The 21,121-nt window shown below is 36.9% G+C and carries 20 protein-coding genes and 3 tRNA genes; 16 read left to right on the forward strand and 7 right to left on the reverse strand.

What is annotated here, in order from left to right; all coding sequences use genetic code 11:
• Positions 1–29 precede the first annotated feature (29 nt).
• On the reverse strand, positions 30–974 hold the full coding sequence (locus HX005_RS04790) for a hypothetical protein (protein WP_286376481.1): 945 nt from the start codon (positions 972–974) through the stop codon (positions 30–32).
• A 565-nt stretch (positions 975–1,539) separates the two neighbouring features.
• Here HX005_RS04790 and HX005_RS04795 point away from each other — a divergent pair.
• The 7 genes from HX005_RS04795 (at position 1,540) to HX005_RS04825 (ending at position 6,592) form a co-directional block, all read left to right on the forward strand.
• Positions 1,540–2,124 (forward strand): anthranilate synthase component II, encoded by a 585-nt coding sequence (locus HX005_RS04795; protein WP_107006528.1) that lies wholly within the window; start codon positions 1,540–1,542, stop codon positions 2,122–2,124.
• A 13-nt stretch (positions 2,125–2,137) separates the two neighbouring features.
• On the forward strand, positions 2,138–3,184 hold the full coding sequence (gene trpD, locus HX005_RS04800) for an anthranilate phosphoribosyltransferase (protein WP_286376482.1): 1,047 nt from the start codon (positions 2,138–2,140) through the stop codon (positions 3,182–3,184).
• A 30-nt stretch (positions 3,185–3,214) separates the two neighbouring features.
• Complete coding sequence (gene trpC / locus HX005_RS04805) at positions 3,215–4,021, forward strand: indole-3-glycerol phosphate synthase TrpC (RefSeq protein WP_286376483.1); 807 nt, start codon at positions 3,215–3,217, stop codon at positions 4,019–4,021.
• 88 nt (positions 4,022–4,109) lie between these two features.
• Positions 4,110–4,619 (forward strand): GNAT family N-acetyltransferase, encoded by a 510-nt coding sequence (locus tag HX005_RS04810; protein ID WP_286376484.1) that lies wholly within the window; start codon positions 4,110–4,112, stop codon positions 4,617–4,619.
• Between the two features lie 159 nt (positions 4,620–4,778).
• A complete protein-coding gene (locus HX005_RS04815) occupies positions 4,779–5,480 on the forward strand; it encodes a Smr/MutS family protein (protein WP_107006524.1) in 702 nt (233 codons plus the stop codon).
• A gap of 140 nt (positions 5,481–5,620) precedes the next feature.
• Complete coding sequence (folE, locus tag HX005_RS04820) at positions 5,621–6,169, forward strand: GTP cyclohydrolase I FolE (protein ID WP_171405017.1); 549 nt, start codon at positions 5,621–5,623, stop codon at positions 6,167–6,169.
• Positions 6,170–6,232: 63 nt separating this feature from the next.
• Positions 6,233–6,592: a cupin domain-containing protein gene (locus HX005_RS04825; RefSeq protein ID WP_286376485.1), complete on the forward strand. Its 360-nt coding sequence runs from the start codon at positions 6,233–6,235 to the stop codon at positions 6,590–6,592.
• 239 nt (positions 6,593–6,831) lie between these two features.
• Here the strand turns inward: HX005_RS04825 and HX005_RS04830 are convergent, their stop codons facing one another.
• From HX005_RS04830 to hemE, 4 genes are all read right to left on the reverse strand, one after another.
• Positions 6,832–8,718, reverse strand: a complete 1,887-nt coding sequence (locus HX005_RS04830) for an Lnb N-terminal periplasmic domain-containing protein (protein WP_286376486.1) — start codon at positions 8,716–8,718, stop codon at positions 6,832–6,834.
• A gap of 81 nt (positions 8,719–8,799) precedes the next feature.
• Positions 8,800–9,270: a DUF3015 family protein gene (locus tag HX005_RS04835; protein WP_286376487.1), complete on the reverse strand. Its 471-nt coding sequence runs from the start codon at positions 9,268–9,270 to the stop codon at positions 8,800–8,802.
• 122 nt (positions 9,271–9,392) lie between these two features.
• Positions 9,393–10,199: a DUF817 family protein gene (locus HX005_RS04840; protein WP_286376488.1), complete on the reverse strand. Its 807-nt coding sequence runs from the start codon at positions 10,197–10,199 to the stop codon at positions 9,393–9,395.
• Between the two features lie 16 nt (positions 10,200–10,215).
• Positions 10,216–11,289, reverse strand: a complete 1,074-nt coding sequence (gene hemE / locus HX005_RS04845) for a uroporphyrinogen decarboxylase (RefSeq protein ID WP_286376489.1) — start codon at positions 11,287–11,289, stop codon at positions 10,216–10,218.
• 242 nt (positions 11,290–11,531) lie between these two features.
• Here hemE and HX005_RS04850 point away from each other — a divergent pair, with 242 nt between their 5' ends.
• The 9 genes from HX005_RS04850 (at position 11,532) to HX005_RS04890 (ending at position 17,355) form a co-directional block, all read left to right on the forward strand.
• Positions 11,532–12,806 carry a L,D-transpeptidase family protein gene (locus tag HX005_RS04850; RefSeq protein WP_286376490.1) on the forward strand — a complete coding sequence of 425 codons (1,275 nt, stop codon included), beginning with the start codon at positions 11,532–11,534 and terminating at the stop codon, positions 12,804–12,806.
• 140 nt (positions 12,807–12,946) lie between these two features.
• Positions 12,947–13,774 (forward strand): SIR2 family NAD-dependent protein deacylase, encoded by an 828-nt coding sequence (locus HX005_RS04855; RefSeq protein WP_286376491.1) that lies wholly within the window; start codon positions 12,947–12,949, stop codon positions 13,772–13,774.
• Between the two features lie 160 nt (positions 13,775–13,934).
• Positions 13,935–14,624: a pirin family protein gene (locus tag HX005_RS04860; RefSeq protein WP_107006516.1), complete on the forward strand. Its 690-nt coding sequence runs from the start codon at positions 13,935–13,937 to the stop codon at positions 14,622–14,624.
• A gap of 334 nt (positions 14,625–14,958) precedes the next feature.
• A tRNA-Asn gene (locus HX005_RS04865) sits at positions 14,959–15,034 on the forward strand.
• A gap of 5 nt (positions 15,035–15,039) precedes the next feature.
• Positions 15,040–15,115, forward strand: a tRNA-Asn gene (locus HX005_RS04870).
• A 188-nt stretch (positions 15,116–15,303) separates the two neighbouring features.
• Positions 15,304–15,855, forward strand: coding sequence for a hypothetical protein (locus HX005_RS04875; RefSeq protein ID WP_286376492.1), 552 nt, complete (start codon positions 15,304–15,306; stop codon positions 15,853–15,855).
• 328 nt (positions 15,856–16,183) lie between these two features.
• On the forward strand, positions 16,184–16,594 hold the full coding sequence (locus HX005_RS04880; RefSeq protein WP_286376493.1) for a hypothetical protein: 411 nt from the start codon (positions 16,184–16,186) through the stop codon (positions 16,592–16,594).
• Between the two features lie 177 nt (positions 16,595–16,771).
• Positions 16,772–16,847, forward strand: a tRNA-Asn gene (locus tag HX005_RS04885).
• Positions 16,848–16,905: 58 nt separating this feature from the next.
• The gene (locus tag HX005_RS04890) at positions 16,906–17,355 is read left to right on the forward strand and encodes a DUF2726 domain-containing protein (RefSeq protein WP_286376494.1); all 450 of its coding nucleotides are present in this window, start codon (positions 16,906–16,908) and stop codon (positions 17,353–17,355) included.
• 83 nt (positions 17,356–17,438) lie between these two features.
• Here the strand turns inward: HX005_RS04890 and rapA are convergent, their stop codons facing one another.
• On the reverse strand, positions 17,439–20,276 hold the full coding sequence (gene rapA / locus HX005_RS04895; protein WP_107006512.1) for an RNA polymerase-associated protein RapA: 2,838 nt from the start codon (positions 20,274–20,276) through the stop codon (positions 17,439–17,441).
• 141 nt (positions 20,277–20,417) lie between these two features.
• Positions 20,418–21,062: an RluA family pseudouridine synthase gene (locus tag HX005_RS04900; RefSeq protein ID WP_107006511.1), complete on the reverse strand. Its 645-nt coding sequence runs from the start codon at positions 21,060–21,062 to the stop codon at positions 20,418–20,420.
• Positions 21,063–21,121: the final 59 nt, after the last annotated feature.

Here is a 21,121-nt window from a genome sequence, read left to right on the forward strand (position 1 = left end):
AAAAAATTTTAAGTCAAACTTAAATATTTTTATAAGCCAAGCTTTCGTCTTAACTTACCAAAGAATCCTTTCAGAACACCTTCAGTTTTTTCTGATTTTACTATTAATTTCGCATCTGTCTCATTTATTTCTTGCAAAGCGTTGGTTAATACAGCGACTGAAACAAAATGTTGAATAATAGATTGCTTGATTTCTAGTTTTTTTTCAATTTGACTAATACTTGCTCCTTTTTCAAAACAAGCAGCGATCTTAAAAATACTTTGTCGTTCATAAGCTGATTGTGGTTGTGGCCAAAATTTTAACTTATAAAATGTATTTACATTATGATCTTCTAATAACTGTGGAGAATACCACAATAAATTCCATAACCAATTTTTTAAATCTTGCCCTTGGATTGAATCAACACTTTGTACTTTCTGCATCGTGGCATAAGTAAAGTTCAATGATGTATCTGTATTATTGTTACGACGTTCAGGGTCTGCCCAAACCTGCTCTTTACGAATATTAATAAGTGCAATATTTCCTGTATTATCAAACACTTGAATATTGCTATTACGTGGATCAAACAATTCTTTAATTAATTTTTTAATTTCAAGTGGTTGTACATTTTTTAAAGTTGATGATTTTAGGTTTTGTTGTCTAATCGGTTCACCATGATAACGCGCTTTAAACCAATTACGAATTTCATCTGAAGCAGTAAATGGTAAATATAAAGCATCATCTTCTATTAAACCCGACTTATCTTGTTTATTCACCAAACGTAAATATGCAACTTTCTGATTACCAACTAAATTCTGAATCGTTGGTGAACCAAAGAACATATCATTCACCAATAATATGTCTAATTGGGGATCTGCAATATTTGCCCAAGAAATCTGAATTGATCCATCATAAAGTGCCTGAATTTTTTGTTTTAGGCTTTCTAAAACATTTAGACTCAATCCAAAAATTGCTATTTTTACTTCTTCTTTCACAAATTTCCCCTTAAAATATGTGACAATTTTATCATTTTAAAAGCAAAAGGCAAAAATATTAACATTTTATTATTTGACCGAAGCGCTCATTTCCCATAACAAATACTTATGTATTAAATCATTATATTTTTACGCTTATCTGCCAACTTAATATAAATTGCATTTTCAATCTATCTTCACACAATTGAAAGTTATTTGTCATCTATTTTAGTGGAAATTTCCGACCATTATAAAGATAAAGTTAAGATCATCAGGCTTGTTACATATAAAGATTTAATTATAAAAAAATATAAAAATTAACCTCATGTTTATACAACAATTTATTCTATTTTGACGCTTTAAAAATTAATCTAGTCTTTTACGTTTTTGATTTTTTAAATCAAAGGAAAATACAGCTTTCTAAAATAGTCAAACAGCCAAGCTTGTTTTTTGTTATGATTCATCTTACTCATTTTATAGATTGATTTAAAAGGGTTAATTTCAAATAAATTCTTTCTAAATATCTTTTGAGTATTTTCAGACAATAAGCACTTATGTGTATAAATTTCAATAGGTTAATTAGCTCATGCTTTTGATGATAGATAATTACGATAGCTTTACTTACAACATCGTCCAATATTTTGGCGAGTTAAATCAAGAAGTTAAAGTCGTTCGCAATGATGCCGTCACATTGGAAGATATTGAGCGATGGCAACCAAAATATCTTGTGATTGGTCCTGGTCCTTGTTCTCCATCTGAAGCTGGCGTTTCTGTGCCTGCGATTCAGCATTTTGCAGGGAAAATTCCAACCCTTGGCGTCTGTCTTGGACATCAGGCGATTGGACAGGCTTTTGGTGGTGACATTGTTCGTGCCAAAACCGTGATGCATGGTCGTTTATCTGACATGTACCACAGTGATACAGGCATTTTCAGCAATTTACCTTCTCCATTCTCAGCAACTCGCTATCATTCTTTGGTGATTGATCAAGCAACTTTGCCTGAATGTCTTGAAGTTACTTGCTGGACCAATGAAGCCGATGGCTCAATGGAAGAAATCATGGGTGTGAAACATAAGACATTGCCAATAGAAGGCGTGCAGTTCCATCCTGAATCAATCCTAAGCCAACATGGACACCAAGTCTTCAAGAACTTTTTAGATATTTATGCATAATTGAGTGACCCAAATGAATATTCAACAAGCTTTAAATAACATCACCAAAAATATTGAACTGACTCAACCGCAAATGGAAGCAGTGATGCGTACCATTATGAGCGGTGAAGCCTCTGATGCCCAAATTGGTGCATTGATGATGGGTTTACGCCAAAAAGGTGAAAGTATTGATGAAATCACCGCAGCGGCACGTGTCATGCGTGAATTTGCCATCAAAATCGATGTCAGTGATATTCCCTATTTAGTCGATATCGTTGGTACGGGTGGTGACGGACAAAATTTATTTAATGTCTCGACTGCATCTTCGTTTGTGATTGCAGCCGCAGGTGCAACCATTGCCAAACATGGTAACCGTGGCGTGTCATCCAAATCAGGTTCTTCTGACTTATTGGAACAGGCAGGCATCAACCTTGATTTGAGCATGCAACAAACAGAACGATGTATCCGTGAGATGGGCGTCGGTTTCTTATTTGCTCCAAATCATCACAAAGCCATGAAATATGCAGCAGGTCCTCGTAAAGAATTGGGTTTCCGCAGTATTTTCAATCTTCTTGGTCCGCTTACGAATCCGGCTGGGGTGAAGCGCTTTGTCATTGGTGTATTTTCCACTGAACTTTGCCGCCCGATGGCGGAAGTTTTGAAGCAACTTGGTGCTGAGCATGTGATGGTGGTTCATTCCAAAGATGGTTTGGATGAAATCAGTCTGGCTTCAGGAACTTATGTGGCTGAACTTAAAAATGGTGAAGTGACTGAATGGATGATTCAGCCTGAAGAGGTTGAGATTGAATCTCAGACATTAACAGGCTTATCTGTAGACAGTGCTGCTGAAAGTCTAACACTGATTAAAGACGCTTTGGGTAAGAAAAAATCGGCAAAAGGTGAAAAAGCAGCCAACATGATTGCTTTAAACGCAGGTGCAGGGATTTATGTTTCAGGCTTAACCAACTCCTATAAACAAGGTGTGGCTTTGGCACATGACATTATTTATGGCGGTCAGGCTTTGGAAAAAATGGGCGTTTTGTCAGAATTTACCAAAACCCTCAAAGAATACGAAGCTTAAGCATTTAGCCAAAATTTAAGGAATATCATTATGGTGGATATCGCCAATACCATTTTAGGTAAAATTGTAGATCGTAAATACGAAGAATTTGCAGCACGTTTAAAACAACGCAGTTTAAAAGACATTGAAGAGCTTGCTCAGGCAGCAACACCTGTACGTGGTTTTGCCAATGCTTTGCACAGTAAACGTCCTGCGGTGATTGCTGAGATTAAAAAAGCATCTCCGTCCAAAGGCATTATTCGTGAAAACTTTAATCCTGCTGAAATTGCTGAACAATATCAAAATGCAGGTGCGGCATGTTTGTCTGTATTAACAGATATCGATTTCTTTCAGGGTGCTGATGAAAATATTCAAATCGCGCGTAGCCATTGTGACTTACCTGCGCTACGTAAGGATTTTTTAATTGATCCTTATGGTGTGATTGAAGCGCGTGCTTTACATGCAGATTGTATTTTGTTGATTGTGGCAAGTTTGTCAGATCAGCAACTCGAAGAAATGTCGAAGACAGCGTTTGAACAAAATTTGGATGTACTGGTTGAAGTACATGATGAAGAAGAACTTGAACGTGCAATGAAGCTTTCTGAGCATTGTTTATTGGGCGTGAATAATCGCAACTTGAAAACCTTTGATGTCGATTTAAATACATCTTTTCGTTTGAAAAAGTTACTTGATCCTTCTCGTTTGTTGATCACGGAAAGTGGTATTGCCACCCCTGATGATGTACGCAGCATGCAGGAACAAGATATTCATGCTTTCTTGGTCGGTGAAAGTTTTATGAAACAGCCTCGCCCTGATCATGCATTTGCAGAATTATTTGGTGTGCCTCAAGCCATTTAGTCTTATTTTTAAATAGAGATCAAACAGTTAAGGATCATTATTCTTAACTGTTTAAATCATAATAAATTCAGCAAAATGAGAGAACACTTTGAATAAAATCATCATCCGTCCAGAAAAAGCACAAGATATAAATGCTATTTCAGAAATCATTCGTTTGGCTTTTTTGGATGTGGAATATTCTAGTCATACTGAACAATTTATTGTCAATGAGTTGCGTCGAAATCATACACTGACTCTTTCTCTAGTCGCTGAAATCGATCAGAACATTGTTGGGCATGTGGCAATTTCACCTGTAGAACTATCAACACATGAATCAGGTTGGTATGGATTAGGTCCGATCGCCATTTTACCCGCAATGCAAAAACAAGGCATTGGTTCACAATTGATGAACTCTGCTTTAGAGCTTTTGAAAAAACAAGGAGCCAAAGGTTGTGTTTTATTGGGTGATCCACTCTATTATCAACGCTTTGGTTTTAAATCTTTTCCTGATTTGATTTTAGAAGATGTACCTCCACAATATTTTCAAGCTTTAAGTTTTAATGATGTTATTCCAAAAGCAACAGTAAAATATGATACAGCCTTTAATGCGACAGAATGAATTTAAAGTCATATTTCACATCAATTAAAAGCCACTGTCATTCATACTAAAAATATAAAATTACACTGATAACATGTGAACTAAATCCAATTCAGTTCAAATTTAGCCTGATTCAGACTATAATTCACAGTAAATACCCTTTATTTACTATTTTATAATATGAGTAATTCTGATTCTCCATTTTCCAAATCACAACTTGATTTATTAAAGCAATTTAAAAAACAAATCAGTCATCCGCATTCTTCAAAAGTTGCAGCACAGCCTGAACCTAAGAAAGTTCAAGAAACTGCACCTGAAGAAATCAGTGATGCAGATTTATTTAAAACAGCTTTGGGCGGCGTTAAAAAACTCGATAATAGTAATATTGCCAAAATCGAGCGTAAAGATATTCGTAAAAAACCTGATGCAAAGACCTTAGCCAAACGCGCTTCGGCTGAAGGTGCATTTGAAGTCAATGATGCAGAACTGTCTGATACTCAAGCTATTTTAAATCCTGTAGCAAGCCAAGCAACTTTAAGTTACCGCATTGCAACATTGCAGCACAAAGTGTTTGAAGACTTAAAAGCAGGTAATCTGCGCTGGTTTGAAGCGGTAGATTTGCATGGTTGTACAGTTGAAGAGGCTCGTGCTGCTGTACTGCAAGTGATTCAGATCGCCAAAGAAGAAAACCAAAATGTGATTAAAATTGTGCATGGCAAAGGTCCTGATGCCATTTTAAAAACCTATGTTAATGGTTGGTTACGTCAGCACCGTGATGTATTGGCATTTGTCAGCGCACCTGAAAAACAAGGGGGTACAGGCGCTGTTCTGGTTCTATTGAAACGTGCTGAAAAAAATCCAAAATTTGCCAAAGAGTCTTGATCTACTGTATGTCAAACAGGCAAATCCCAGTAAAAATTTTATTTAAATGACGGTTTATCTCGTAGTTAGAAAATATTTCATGTTTTTCTGCTACAATGCCGTCCTTGTTCAATCCGTATAAGTGAACACGTTTTATGTCTATGCAGCAATCCTACGCAAATATTTTAACTGCCGTTGGCGAGGACTTAGACCGTCCTGGTCTGAAAGATACGCCCATGCGTGCGGCTAAAGCTTTTTCGTACTTGACGTCTGGCTATAGCAAAACGCTAGAAGAAGTGACCAATAATGCGGTCTTCCCTTCTGACAATGATGAAATGGTCTTGGTTAAAAATATCGAGTTCTATTCTTTATGTGAGCATCATTTATTGCCATTTCATGGTCGTGTGCATATTGCCTATTTACCTTCAGGTAATGTTTTAGGTTTATCTAAATTTGCCCGTATCACGGAAATGTTTGCCCGTCGCTTACAAATTCAGGAACAACTCACCAAGCAAATTGCAGATGCTGTTGCAGAAGTAACAAATGCCCGCGGTGTTGCTGTGGTGATTGATTCAGCGCATATGTGTATGATGATGCGTGGTGTCAGCAAACAAGAATCTACCACACGTACCGTATCTTTCGTGGGTGATTTCAAAACAGATAAAGAAGCACGTCGTGAATTTTTGTCTGCTGTGCCTGAAGCACACTAATCATTTGATTTAATATGTTAAGCCTCAAATTTTTGAGGCTTTTTTATAAAATGGATTGTTAAAATGTCACCGATTTATTTGGCAGGTCAAGGTTTAACACACAGTGAAACTACGGTGGACTATCCACGTACGGATCGTTTGGTTAAAGGTAATCCAAAACGTCTGACCCAAAGTTTATATGAACATCCCCATATGAATTGTGGCATTTGGCAATGCGAAGTCGGTGCGTGGAATATTGTATTTGCAGACAATAAACAAGAATTTTTTACTATTATTGAAGGTGTTGTTCGCATTCACAATGCAGAAAATAATACTTATATCGAAGTGAAAGCGGGTGAAGCAGGTGTCATTCCACCGAGTTTTGTCGGAACTTTTGAAGTTGTTGAAGCTGTGAAAAAATATTTTGTGGTGGTTGAAGTTTAAGTTTGTATGATCAAGCACTTACCATATATTCAATAAAGCAGTGTCATGATTAACGCTGCTTATTTGATTGTTCTTTTTCATTAATCAAACACAATAAACCCAATTACGCCCATTATTTTTACTGTATATAAACTCACTTAGAACAACCAAAATTCTTCACTACTCACTCGAAAAGCATAATTACTGATGCAACTGGCGTAGTGATTGTTGAAAATTCATTTGAGTGAATATTTATCATGTTAAAAATAGTGAACAAAACCTAGACTTGTTTTATTCCAATCCACATGATTTTGTTGTTGATATTGCCATGTTATACGTAGCGAATTTTGTGCATCAACTGCATAATTAAGCCCTGTATTCAGACGTAAATTCCACTGATTTGCATCCTGCCAATATGGCAGTTCAAGCTGTATCAAGCTGTTGAAACGGTCTGTCCATATATTCTGACAACCCATCGCAGGTCCAAGCCCAATACGCCAGCCATCATCCAGAGATTTACCTGCCTGCACTTGTGGCTGTAGTTGGGCATAACATACATGCTGCCGATCTTGATCAGTAACACTATAGCCAAACTGGGTTTTCAGTTGCAGTACACCATGCTGTTGGTCTGAATTGAATTGCCCCTGGTGAATGGCTTCCTGTTGCCATCCCAGATTAAATCCCCAGGTTAAAGGCCTTTTAAATGGCGTGATCGGATTGTATGAATTGACTGAAAGAAAATCAAAATGTTCAAGTTTCAACTCATCATCACGATACTGAAGAGCACCATCCCAAAAATTTAACTGTGTTCCTGTGCGGTATCCTCCTTGCGGATCAAGTAAATCATGATAAGCCTGACGTAAACCCAACTCGACAAACTGCTGCCCTTGCACGTCACCCACATGGATGGAAGTATTCTTAGCGTGGTGACCCTGAACAGGATCATGACGGGGACGTGTAACTTCAGTGCGTTGTTTTTCAATATTAAGTTGACTACGCAAACTTAAAATCTGACGTAACTTTGGCTGTGCCTCTTGCGCTGCAATTTTACGGGAAATAAACACCAGGTATAGATCGTCATAAGCCATTTCCAATATTTTGGCTTGATCAGCAGCATCAAACTTTGCCAGTATTGCAGGCATGTCATCGACTTTTAACAAAGTGAGTTGATGGGCGGTTTTTGCCAATTGCTGCCCATGCTGGCGTGCCTGAGCCAAAAGCTGAGTTTCCAGAGCAGGACGATATTGCACATCCTGAATCAAATGATTGTCTTGAACGGTTTTTAAAGTTTCAATAGGAATGGAGGCGATTTGATCCTGTTGTTGCAGATTCAGCTCAGGACGGACGATGTCCAATAAACCAAGCAGTCGATAGGCACAATTGTCACTGATAAAATAATAAGGGAATTTGACATGCTTCATTTCCCAGATGTGTTGCACTAAAAATAAGGTTTCTTCAGGGCTTAAACTGAGTTCATATTCCCATAAATCACGACTTTCAAAATCACCATATTCTTTCACCTTGCGATAGTACGGCATCAGTGAATATTCACCATCATATTGTCCAGTCAAGCCTTTCCAGGCATAAGACCAACCTTCACTGCCCTGAACCGTAGCAGCATAATTGAGCGCATAAGACACCAGATTTAATTGTTTTTGATCTTTGGGATCCAATCGCAATAAGGTATGTCCAAACATGGAACTTGGGTTGCCCATAAAATCTGTGGCATAAATTAAAGTGGCTTTATAGGGTTTAATTTGCCCCATCCATTCATCCAGTTCAGCACAATCTGCATGAGCCAATGCTGCTTTGGAAATTTCAAGTTGTTGAATCAACCACTGACTGCGGGCAGGAAAACGACATTGAATGGATTGATTGACAGCAGCAGGTTCAAACAGTGCTGCAATATTGGCATTGATTTCTTGCTTTAAATCGGACTTTCCATGTGGTGACAGAAAAAAACCGTCATAACGCACTTCACTTTGACCTTGTGCATTGGCATATAACAAACGTTGCCATGCAGTCTGCTTGTAAAGCTGTTTTTGTTCAGCAAGTTGTTGATATTTTTGAACAGATGCAAGATCCACTGAAGTTGCATAAGCCAAGGGCGTTAAACTGAGTGTGCACAAAAGCGCAAATATTTTCATTAATAATATATTGAATCATTTAAAATTTTACTAAAATAAATAAAAAAACCCCATCATCAATGACAGGGTTTTCTCTTTACATTAAACGTAAGCTTTTAACACTTCGTCTTGTGACATCACAGTTTGCAATGATGCTAAAACTTCTGCTGAAGATGCATTTTCAGCTGAGTAAATTTTAGAGAAATTTTGTTTAGATACTGCAAAGAAACGCGCTTTATCCTCAGCTTTAATATTTAATAATTCAGCCAAAACGTTTAAGCTTTCGCCCTCACCAACTGCCATATCACGTGCAAGTGATTCAGCATTTTCATTGGTAAATGTCACTGCCTGAGCAGTCACAGCACCTGTACCACTACAACCTAGCGTACCAAATGTGATACCAAATAATTGGTTTGCAAACAAACCATTGGTTGTTGCAGCTAAAATTTTAGGAATTTTTCCAGACTGCCCTTCCCAAACTTGAGAACCTAGACCACAACCTACATCGCTATCTGCAAAAGCTGAAACTGATCCTGTTGCCAATATGGCTGCTAAAGCGATTTTTTTTAACATGTCGTTCTCCAATATTTTTAATGTTTCCCTTATTCTTGGGATTTGTGTAACTATCATTACACTGTATAAATATTTAACACAGTTATTCTGATAAGCAAATCAAAATATACCATTTTAATTGATTATTTTTCATTCTCTTTTAATAACCACTGCCCTGTATCGGCTCTGTGCCCTAAAATTCGTAATACCAACACCAGACTGAGCAAGAGTAATAAATACCAAGAACCAAGCTTACCCCACCCCACCATATGCCATGCATCGACCTGACTTGGATATAACCAAATTTTATAAAAAGTACTGATATTTTCAGCAATCCAAATGATAAATGCCAAAATCAATAAAATTGGTAGCATAGGCAATTGGAATTGAGATTGTTGTATTTGAAAGCGAATTTTTGTTTTCCAAAAAATAACGACGCTCCAAACAAACAATACATTGCGTATATCTGGAACAAAAAATTTGCTCATAAAATTAAGATAAGACAACAATGCTAAACTCAACATATTGGCAAAACTAGGCAATCTTAAAAAAGAAACTTGATAAAGCCTTAATGAACGTGCAAAAAAACTGCCGACTGCCGAATACATAAAGCCTGCAAATAACGGCACAGTCATGATTTTAAAAACCGCAGGCTGTGGATATTGCCAAGATGCGATTTGTGGATGAGTCAGGAAAATTTCCATCACCATTGCCATAACATGGAACAAAGCAATCACTTTTGCTTCCGCCCATGATTCGAGTTTTAAATAGAGTAAACAGACTTGAATGAGTAAGGCATAAAATAATAAATAATCATAACGAAAGAAGCCATAAAACTCATGACTGCCCATTTTTGCACTCAGTGCAAAAGCGATCAGCAATAAAATACCAAATAAGGCAGCGGAAACTGCCTTAATGATAAATTCAATACTTAATTTTATATAAAACATGGAGAAAAAAAGCGTTTTATCCTAAGTATTTCGCACTATATTCATGCACGGTATCAATGAATATTTTTGGTTGTGCAGGGTCAACCCATTGCGTAATACCATGTCCTAAGTTTGCAACATAACCTGTTTTTTCACCGTAGGCATAAGCATCGTCTAGCATGGCTTTTGTTGCTTTCTCAATCGTTTGTGCTGAACCATATAATGTTGCAGGATCTAAATTACCTTGCAGTGCCACACGACCATTAACTGTTTGGCGTGCTACATTTAAAGGTGTTGTCCAGTCCAAGCCTAAAGCATCTGCACCTGTTGCAACCATTGGCTCTAACCACTGCCCGCCGCCTTTGGTAAATAAAATGACAGGGACTTTACGTCCTTCATTTTCACGTTTTAAACCTGCAACAATTTTTTGCATATACTGAAGTGAAAACTCAAGATATTCGCGATGTGCTAGTGCGCCGCCCCAACTATCAAAAATTTGAATTGCTTGTGCGCCTGCATCGACTTGCGCATTTAAATAGTCGATCACTGCATCAGCTAAACGGTCTAATAATGCATGTAAAACTTCAGGTTGGACATACATCATTTGCTTGGTAAAGCGAAAATCTTTACTCGAACCACCTTCAATCATATAGGTTGCCAAAGTCCAAGGACTACCTGAAAAACCAATTAAAGGGACTTGACCACCTAATGCAGAACGAATAGTTGAAACTGCATTCATGACATAATCTAAGTCAGATGCTGCATTAAATTTCGGTAAATTTGCAACGTCTTGTTCGCTACGAATCGTCTTATGAAACTTAGGACCTTCACCTACTTCAAAGTATAGACCTAATCCCAAAGCATCAGGAATTGTCAAAATATCTGAAAATAAAATCGCAGCATCTAAATCATAACGACGTAAAGGCTGTAAAGTCACTTCACATGCAAATTCAGTATTTTTACATAAAGAAAGAAAATCACCTGCTTTGCCTCGTGTCTCACGATACTCAGGAAGATAACGACCTGCTTGGCGCATCATCCATACTGGTGTGGTATCTACGGGTTCACGCAACAAGGCACGTAGAAAACGATCATTTTTGAGGGTCGTCATTTACTTTCCTATTTTCAAATTTAACAATTTGACTCATCATATCAAAAAAGCTTTCAAATATAAGCTTTTCTTCTCGACATTTTATTTTTCTACATATTCTTAAATTTTCTGTTTACTTTTGCTGGCTTTTATTTGCATAAAACGAGTATTTACACAAAACAACTACTGCATCTACATTTAAATTCTGCAATACTTATTCGGTTTTTATAAATCAATATGAATAATTCTTAAGGTTGAATTACATGTTCGTTCGCTCAATTCTTGCTTTGAGTTTAAGTTGTATATTAACAGGTACTGCATTTGCTGCACCTACAACTGCTGAGCAACCCTTAAAGCCAAGTAAAGTATCATCAGCAGTTGAAGATCCGATCGATCCTCTAGCTGTTGATTCATCTGCTGCATCTACCGTAAATACAGCAAGTGCTAGCGAAGCTCAAATTTCCCAACAAGAGCTTAATGACTTAGACCAAGCAGCTACAACGCTACAAAACCTAGAAAAGACTGAAGACAAGACTGCTGATACAGCAATTGCACCAAGTGCAAAAACGACTGAATCAAGCACAAGTGAAACAACAGCAACGCCTAAATCTCCATCTACAAATGCAGCTAAAGCATCATGGACTTTAGATGGTATTAACAATGCTGAATGGTATGAAAATATTGGGAAAGGTCAATTCCCTGTTTATGCTCGTGCGCATGTTATGCTGAACAACGCCCATGCTTCACCTGGTGCGATTGATGGTTCAAGTGGTATGAATACCCTAAAAGCTATTTCTTCATTTCAACAAATGAATGGCTTAAAACCTACTGGCGAACTGACCAAAGAAACTTGGGATGCTCTTGTTGCAAAACAAGCTGCTAAACCTGCATTTGTAGAGTACACCATCACAGATGCAGACTTGAAAGGTCCTTATGCTGCATCTATTCCACATGACTACGCTTTACAAGCAAAAATGAAAGGCTTGTACTACACGCGTGTGACGGAAATGTTGGGTGAAAAATTTCATATGGATGAGGATTTCTTAAAGAAACTAAATCCTAAAGCAAGCTTTAAAAAAGCTGGTGAAAAAATCATTGTCACCAATATTCGTAATGAACTACCTGAAAACATTCACCTCATTGTGGCACATAAAGGTGCTAAACAACTTTACTTGTTTAATGCTCAAAACCAGATGGTAGGTTCATTCCCTGCAACGATTGGTAGCTCTGACACACCATCACCAACAGGGACATATAAAGTCACTGGCGTAGCACCAAATCCATGGTATAGCTATTCACCAAGTAACTTTGTACAAGGAAATAACCGTAAACCACTTTCTTTACCACCTGGTCCAAATGCACCAGTAGGAAATATCTGGATCGGTTTAAGCAAAAAATCATTTGGTATTCACGGTACACCAAACCCATCTGCGATTTCAAAAACCGCATCTCATGGCTGTATTCGTTTAACCAACTGGGATGCTAACGATCTTGGTAAAAAAGTGAAATCTGGTGTCACGGTTAAATTCTTAGAATAATGTTGAAAAAACTTTTCACATGATTTCAAAACCAGTGTTGTTATACACTGGTTTTTTATCGTCAATCATTTTGCTTTTACCTATACATACCAAATAATAATCGATCATTTCTAACAAATATTTCATAGGTTTCAAATGCGATGTTAAATTCTCAGCATATCTCAAAAATACAAAAGCTTTTTTCACATGTAGATAGCTTAATCATCACGGCAGGCGCTGGCATGGGCGTAGATTCTGGTTTGCCTGACTTTCGTGGTAATCATGGGATGTGGCAAGCTTATCCAGCCTTAGCTAAGCAACGTATGCAATTTACATCTATTGCAAATCCAAACGTATTTCAACAACAACCTCATCTTGCATGGGGTTTTTATGGGCATCGTTTAAAGTTATATCGTGAGACAATACCGCATCAAGGTTTTCATTTATTAAAAAAACTCAGTGCAATACTGCAACTCCCCTATTTTATTTTCACATCAAATGTGGATGGGCAATTTCAAAAAGCAGGTTTTGCTGAAAATCTGATTTATGAATGTCATGGTTCAATTCAACATTTACAATGCTTAAATGTATGCACTGCAAAAATTTGGACAACAGAAACATTAAATCCACATATTGATCACATCCGTTGTGAATGGCTAGGTGAGTTACCCCACTGTCCTCAGTGCCAAGCACTAGCACGACCTAATATTTTGATGTTTGATGATTATGATTGGATCGAACAACGTAGTCAGCAGCAAAGACAAAATCTTAATGCTTGGCTCACGCAATACCATCACCCTATAGTCATTGAACTAGGTGCAGGAACAGCCATTCCAACAGTACGTTATTTTAGTGAACGCTTTGCCCCTGCTGTCATTCGAATTAATCCTAGAGAAGCACAATTCTCAGCAACACAAGGTATTTCTTTAGAATATGGCGCGCTAGAAGGTATGCAAATGATTTTTCAAGCACTAAATTTAACTGAATAATTTAAATTTTAGCTTTTATTTATTGTTCCATAAATGCTGTTCATCAATCCCTTTCATCGTTCCAAATACACAACAATACGTTGCTACTTTAAGGTTTTAATCCATATTCTAGAAAGCTAATATGAACTCAAGTTAAAAAATAAAAATTTGGAGTTTCATCATGAATACATTTCTACATCGTAGTGAAGATCGTGGTCATGTCAAAGCAGGTTGGTTAGATACCAAACATAGTTTTTCTTTTGGTAGTTGGTATAACCCTAAATATATGGGTGTTGGTTCATTACGTGTTATCAATGACGATACCATTGCAGCACATAATGGATTTGGTACACATCCACATGACAATATGGAGATTTTGACTTGTGTACTCAAAGGCACAATTTCACACAAAGATAGTATGGGCAATGAGCGTCATATCAATGCAGGTGAATGGCAATTAATGAGTGCTGGTACAGGCGTACAACACAGTGAAGTCAATCAAGGCGATGAAGCTGTACATATGCTGCAAATCTGGGTAATGCCGAATGTACAAAATGCAGAGCCAAATTATCAACAAATTGAACGTGATCCACGTAAAACCCCCAACCAATGGCAATTAATTGTGGGACCAAATGACAATGCACCAATGCATATCCGTCAAGATGCTGAAATTAAAGCTGCTTATTTGGAAAAAGGTCATACACTTGAGGTTAAAGCAACTCAAAAATTTAACTATGTACATGTCATTGAAGGTGAGATTGATATCGCAGGGCAAACTTTGAAGGCAGGCGATGCTTATCTTTTTGATGAAGATGCAATGCTCAATGCCAATGAAAACAGTCAATTCATTTGGTTTGACTTAAACAACTAATTGTTTATTCAAAAATAAAACCTCCATATTGATTATGGAGGTTTTTTATATTGTGACGTTTAATTTTACGCTTCCAGACTACTAAGCTCTTATGTTTATATTAAGTATATCTACACTTTATTCAAAAATAATTGAAAGCTGTAACCATCCATTTTTTATTGCAAATATGGATATTTTTCATGATCTTGCATAGTGAAAATCGCCTATTTAAACAACAAAATTCGTATTTTTTAAAATTTTTTCCAAAAAACGCATATTAATAAAGCAAACAATTCATTTCTTTACATTATCTTATTGACGAGTTGCCATTTCATCCCTAAAATGCGCATCAGATTCTCCAATAGCTCAGTCGGTAGAGCGACGGACTGTTAATCCGCAGGTCCCTGGTTCGAGCCCAGGTTGGAGAGCCATCTATTCTTCCATAGCTCAGTCGGTAGAGCGACGGACTGTTAATCCGCAGGTCCCTGGTTCGAGCCCAGGTGGAAGAGCCAGATTCTAAAAAGCCCACTCATTGCGAAGTGGGCTTTTTTTATTTTATGATTTAAAATCACATCATCAATAAATTGATTAAAAAATAAATATGCCAGAAACTTATCATCTCTTTTATTTAAAGAAAAAAAATCTAAATAAATTTTTTCTTCCATTTTTTATTTTAATTTTTAGCTGTGCAACATTTATTATGACTGTAAATGCAATTGCACATCAAAGCATTATATATACAGTACTTGCCTTATTTTTTGGCTATATGATCTATATGCTTTGCTTTGCAACTTATCGTTTATTTAAAATCAAGACACCACACTTAAAAATTACACCTGAAGCCATTTATCATGAAGGAATATGGAAAAAATCTGAATATATTAAATTTATCGATATTATTTCTACGAACCTAAAATTACACACTATTTCTGGTCAATCAATATGTGACTTAGTACTGAATGATTGGGATATTCAAGCGCAACATAAAACAGGTTATGGAAAATACACAGAAATATTATGTATTCGAATTTTCCCTGAAAGCTATGCATCCATTAACCTAGATTTTGCTACATGGATCACAGTGCTTAAACGCATGAACACGCAACAACGTCAAACTATTATCCAACAATGGAATCAGGGTGAAAAACCTCACTTAAATGAATACTTATCCGAAAAAGATCTAAAATACTATCAAGAAAATAATGTCATTTTAATAGGAAATCATATTAAAATGACCTTGAAATCGAATTAAAAGAATTTATGTTCAGCTAGTAAAAGCAACCATCTATCTTCAACAATAACAACCCAATTCAGGTAATAATCTCTATTTCAATATGAATATCAAGACAAGCATTCTATTTAAAACTCAACTCTCCACAATTATTTTCAGTTTTTTAGGATTATATATTTTTGTATTTGTTTTTTATTTTATATTTAATGAATTACGATACCAAAAACCATTACTAAGTTTAATTGCAGCACTGATTGGCTTTTTACTTGTCGTTATTTCAATATATTATCTTTTATTTTTAATTCGTTTTGGCAAACCTTATCTACGTATTTCAAAACAACGATTTGAGGTGAGAACTTTATTTCATCATTTGGATATTTCGCTTGAAGACATCGCACAAACGAATATTCAAGTAGAAGATATTAACTTTTTCCAAGCCACCGTGATATTACACCTTGATCAAAAACACATAGATGAAAAATTGAGTTTAACTCAGCAAAAAGTATATCAACATCATGCGATTTCTTTATTCTTTTTACCCAAAGATTCCCACTTCCAAGCTGTAACATTGCTTTCTATACTCTATGCCTTACCACTATTTAAACGAGACTCATTCATTCAGTCCTATCATCAAAACCCAGATTTTGATTTCAGCAATTTTTTAAGTCTTGAACAACGCCTTGAATTAGATTTACTGGGTTATTTATTAATTTCATCTCAGCAAAATCATAGTCTTGCTGACCATATTGAAAATTTGTAAAATAAAAAATAGAGCGTAGACCACTCAATTTTCACCAATTCAAACACATTATTTTCAATATTTTTGCCATAAAATACGATAAATGGTTAATTTTATACCAAACAAACTTTATTCCTCATAAATATTACATTTGCCTCTTGACCATACTGCCTTTCATCACTAAAATGCGTTCCAGATTCTCCAATAGCTCAGTCGGTAGAGCGACGGACTGTTAATCCGCAGGTCCCTGGTTCGAGCCCAGGTTGGAGAGCCAAATTCCAAAAAGCCCACTCATAACGAAGTGGGCTTTTTCTTTTGAAATGAATGTATTTATGTTTAATTCACATGAGACTTTGTTTTTTATCATTGGGTGTCTTGCACTCGTCGCCTTTTTAGTTATTTGCTTTGGTCAAAATTTGTTTCGTAAAAAGGAATATTATTCCAAACCTGTCATTACTGCTTTTGAGCAGAAAATGTTTCTACGTTTAAAAGAAGCTTTCCCTCAATATCATGTCTTAGCACAAGTGGCTTTTAGTGCACTCATTACCGCAAATGAATATAAACTAAGATCTCGTTTTAATCGCAAAGTTACTGACTTTGTTATTTTAGATCAAAGCTTTCGTGTACTGAGTATTATTGAACTTGATGATCCAAGTCATATTGGTCAAGAAAAACGAGATGCTGAACGAGATGCGATGTTTCATCAAGCTGGCTATCAAGTTTTACGCTATACCAGCATTCCGTCAGTACGCCAACTGAAAAAAGATCTCCCCCATTCTTAAATCATCTACCTCTCTGCCTAAGGTCATTTGATTATTTCAATGGTAAAAAAAAGCTCCCGAAGGAGCTTTAATTGATATAGAAATTAAGGTTTAACAACCACTAAGACTTGAATCGCTTCTGGTGTAACCGCCAACCCTTCTAACAATTCCAAACCTTCTTTTTGTAGTTTTTGTAAACGTGCAATTTCATCTTCACGAATGCTTGGATTGAACTGTTTCAAATAAGTTAAACGATCAATTTCATATTGCCATTTGCTACCATAAATTTCTTTGGCTTGTTGTTTTAGCTCTGGCAATGCGCCTCTTGCAATTTCAAGTGCTTGTGTATAGCGTTGCTCAACCACTTCTCGACGTGCTTTCACCACTTGACGACAACTATTGCTATCTAAATGATGTAAATAAGGTTTTAAAATTTCAGGTGCGATTTTATTCGATAAATCCTGACCTTTTTCACTTAATAACACACGAATAAGTTGTGTTGGCAAACTCGAAGGTAAATTTAAAGCTTTTGGTGCAACCACATCAACTTTAAACCACACTTCAAGCAAGACAGAACCTTGTGGTAAAGCAGCCGATTTAAGCAAGGCAACATTCGTACTACCAAATGATTGTGTACGAATCATTTCCATCACACTTTCAGTAAATGGATGCTCTAAAGTGATGTATTGCGCATCTTCACGAATTTGCGCTTGATCACGATAGAAAGTTACGGTCATGCCCTCTTCATCAAGGTCTAAACCTTGCACTTGCATTTGATCTGTTGGCTTAATGATCACAGTGCCATTACTTTGCTCATCAAAATCAATGTTTGTCGATGCCATAAAACGCTTCATAAACATTGGTAACAATGTGTTGTCATCATAGTCTTCAAGTGCATTGACAATTTCTTGTGCAACCATAGGACGACAAGAGTTGTATTCTAACAAACGGTCACGACCTTCTTGTAACTCATTTTCAAGTGCTTGGCGTTGAACATTAACAGCTTCAAGCAAGTCTTCAAAATCTTGACCTTTATCTGCCAATAAACAATCTTTTAAATCAACAATAAAGTTTTCTTGCAAGGTTTGTGCTGTTGGAGAAATATTACTAAAAATATTCAATGCTTCGTTGTACCAACGGAACATACGTTCTTGTGCTGTTCCAACCAAATAAGGTACATGAATCTGAATACGATTTTCTTGACCAATACGATCTAAACGACCAATACGCTGCTCCAGTACATCTGGATTTGCTGGCAAGTCAAATAAAATTAAATCTGAAGCAAATTGGAAGTTACGCCCTTCTGAACCAATTTCAGAACAAAGTAAAATTTGCGCTCCATATGAGTCTTCAGCAAAATAAGCTGCTGCTTGGTCACGCTCAAGTAGGCTCATCCCCTCATGGAACATTGCTGTACGAATACCTGCATGAATACGCAAAGCATTTTCTAAAGCTTCAACCACAGGACCACTACGTGCAATAAGTAAAACTTTCTTATGTTTTAATTGCGTACGTAGCATTTCCATAATCCAAGATACACGCGGATCTGTTTCCATCCAAGCACCATCAAGTTGTGCTTCTTCAGGCCACATTTGCTCACGCAATTTACCATCTTTAGACCAGTTTTCTGGTGCAGGTAATGGCGCAGGCTGACAATCACGACCAGGGAAACCTTGAATTGCTTCACGAGTATTACGGAATAAAATACGCCCTGTACCATGACGGTCTAACAACTCATGAATAGCACGGAAACGTTGCTCAGGTTGATCTTCTATTGCATGACCTAAGAGCTTTTCAATTGCAGTAAAATGTTCAGCTTCTAATGGTAAATCAGACATCAACACTTCAGCAATTTTTGCAGTGTGATGATATTGCTCTTCTTCATCTAAGAAACGATCAAGTGAGCTAAAACGTTGTGGATCAAGCAAACGTAAACGTGCAAAATGACTCTCTACACCTAATTGTTCAGGTGTCGCAGTCAATAACAACACACCAGCCGTTTTTTCAGCAAATTCTTCAACTAGGTCATAACGATCATTACCGCCTTCTTCTTCGCTCCACATCAAATGATGGGCTTCATCGACCACTAAAAGATCAAAACCTGCTTCAAGTGCTTGCTCACGCAAATCATCATGGTCAATCATCAAGTCAACAGAAGCAATGATGCATTGTTCAGTTAAGAACGGATTCAGTTCAGGATCATGTTCTTTAATCGAAGCTGTACGTGTCAAATCAAATAAAGAAAAATTCAGATTGAAACGACGACGCATTTCAATCATCCACTGATACTGCAAAGAATCTGGCACTAAAATCAGAATACGCTCAGAACGACCTGTTTTTAACTGTTGATGAATAATCAAACCTGCTTCAATGGTTTTCCCCAAACCAACTTCATCAGCAAGGAGTACACGTGGTGCAAAACGCTTACCCACTTCATGAGCGATATAAAATTGGTGTGGAATCAAACCAACACGTGCACCAATCATGCCTCGTAATGGAGAGGTTTGCATTCCTGCTTGCATTTGCATTGCTTCAATGCGTAAGTCATACCATTCTTTATAATCAATTTGGCTTGCAAGCAAACGATCCAGTGGTTTAGATAACTGAATAGAAGCTCCAATACGCGTTTCATTTAAAGATTTGCGTTCTTCTGTGCCATCTGCCAACGTACGAATCACATTGTAACGTAAAACGCCATGACGGTCTTCAAGTGACTCTACTGACCATGTCGTGCCTTCCTGATCTTGAAGCTCATCGTTTACATTAAAAATAATACGAGATAAAGGAGCATTATTACGTGCATATACACGAGTTTCATCACTTTTGGGAAACAATATACTGATTGAACGCTCATCGACATCAATCAATACTCCCAGACCAAGTTCTGTTTCTGTATCTGATAACCAACGTTGACCTATAGCAAATTGTTGCAATTTTTCCACCTTTATCTCATGTTAGGACTGAAAAACAGTTGCTCAAATTAGGAGAATATTTGAACAAAGTTTAACCCCATTAAGCAATACTTTTTGACACAAAGCTCACCAAAAGAGTGAGCACATTCAATCTTTGTTAATAAAACCAAGTTAAAACGGAACTGGACAATAAAATTGTACATCCTCCTCTGTTTTAGGATGATGAAAACTCAACTGTTCCGCATGTAAACATAAACGCGGCATTAATATTTGTTGTTCTGGCGTTGCATATAAAGTATCACCAATAATAGGATGTCCTAAAAATTGCATATGCACTCTAAGCTGATGTGAACGTCCTGTAATCGGCGTTAATTTTACTCGTGTTACAGCTTGCCCTTGTATTTCAAAATGCTCAATGCTTTGCCACTCTGTTAAAGCAGGCTTATTATTTTGAGGGTCTGCAATATGCAAAGGAGGATGTTCTGGGTCATAAACAACAGGAACATCAATCGTACCTTGCCCGACTAAATGCCCAGCAACCACAGCTTGATAAGTTTTTGACGTTTGGCGTTCTTGAAACTGACGGGAAATACTTTTTTGTCCCCAACGAGACAAAGCAAAGACTAAAATACCTGATGTATCACGATCTAAACGATGGATAAGTAATGTTTTTGGTTCTATCTTTAATAAACGATTAATCACACAATCTTGTAAATCTTCTGTTTTGCCCGGAACAGTGAGAATACCCGCTGGCTTTGCAATCACCATAAAATCTTCATCACGATGTATCAGGTGTTCGGTTAGAAAATTACTCAAGGTTCAATTCCGCTGATCGTGCAAACAAGCAGGCAATGATAAGAATCTTAGCTTAAAAA

It is taken from the genome of Acinetobacter sp. R933-2 (assembly GCF_030325485.1).
Taxonomy (GTDB): domain Bacteria; phylum Pseudomonadota; class Gammaproteobacteria; order Pseudomonadales; family Moraxellaceae; genus Acinetobacter; species Acinetobacter sichuanensis.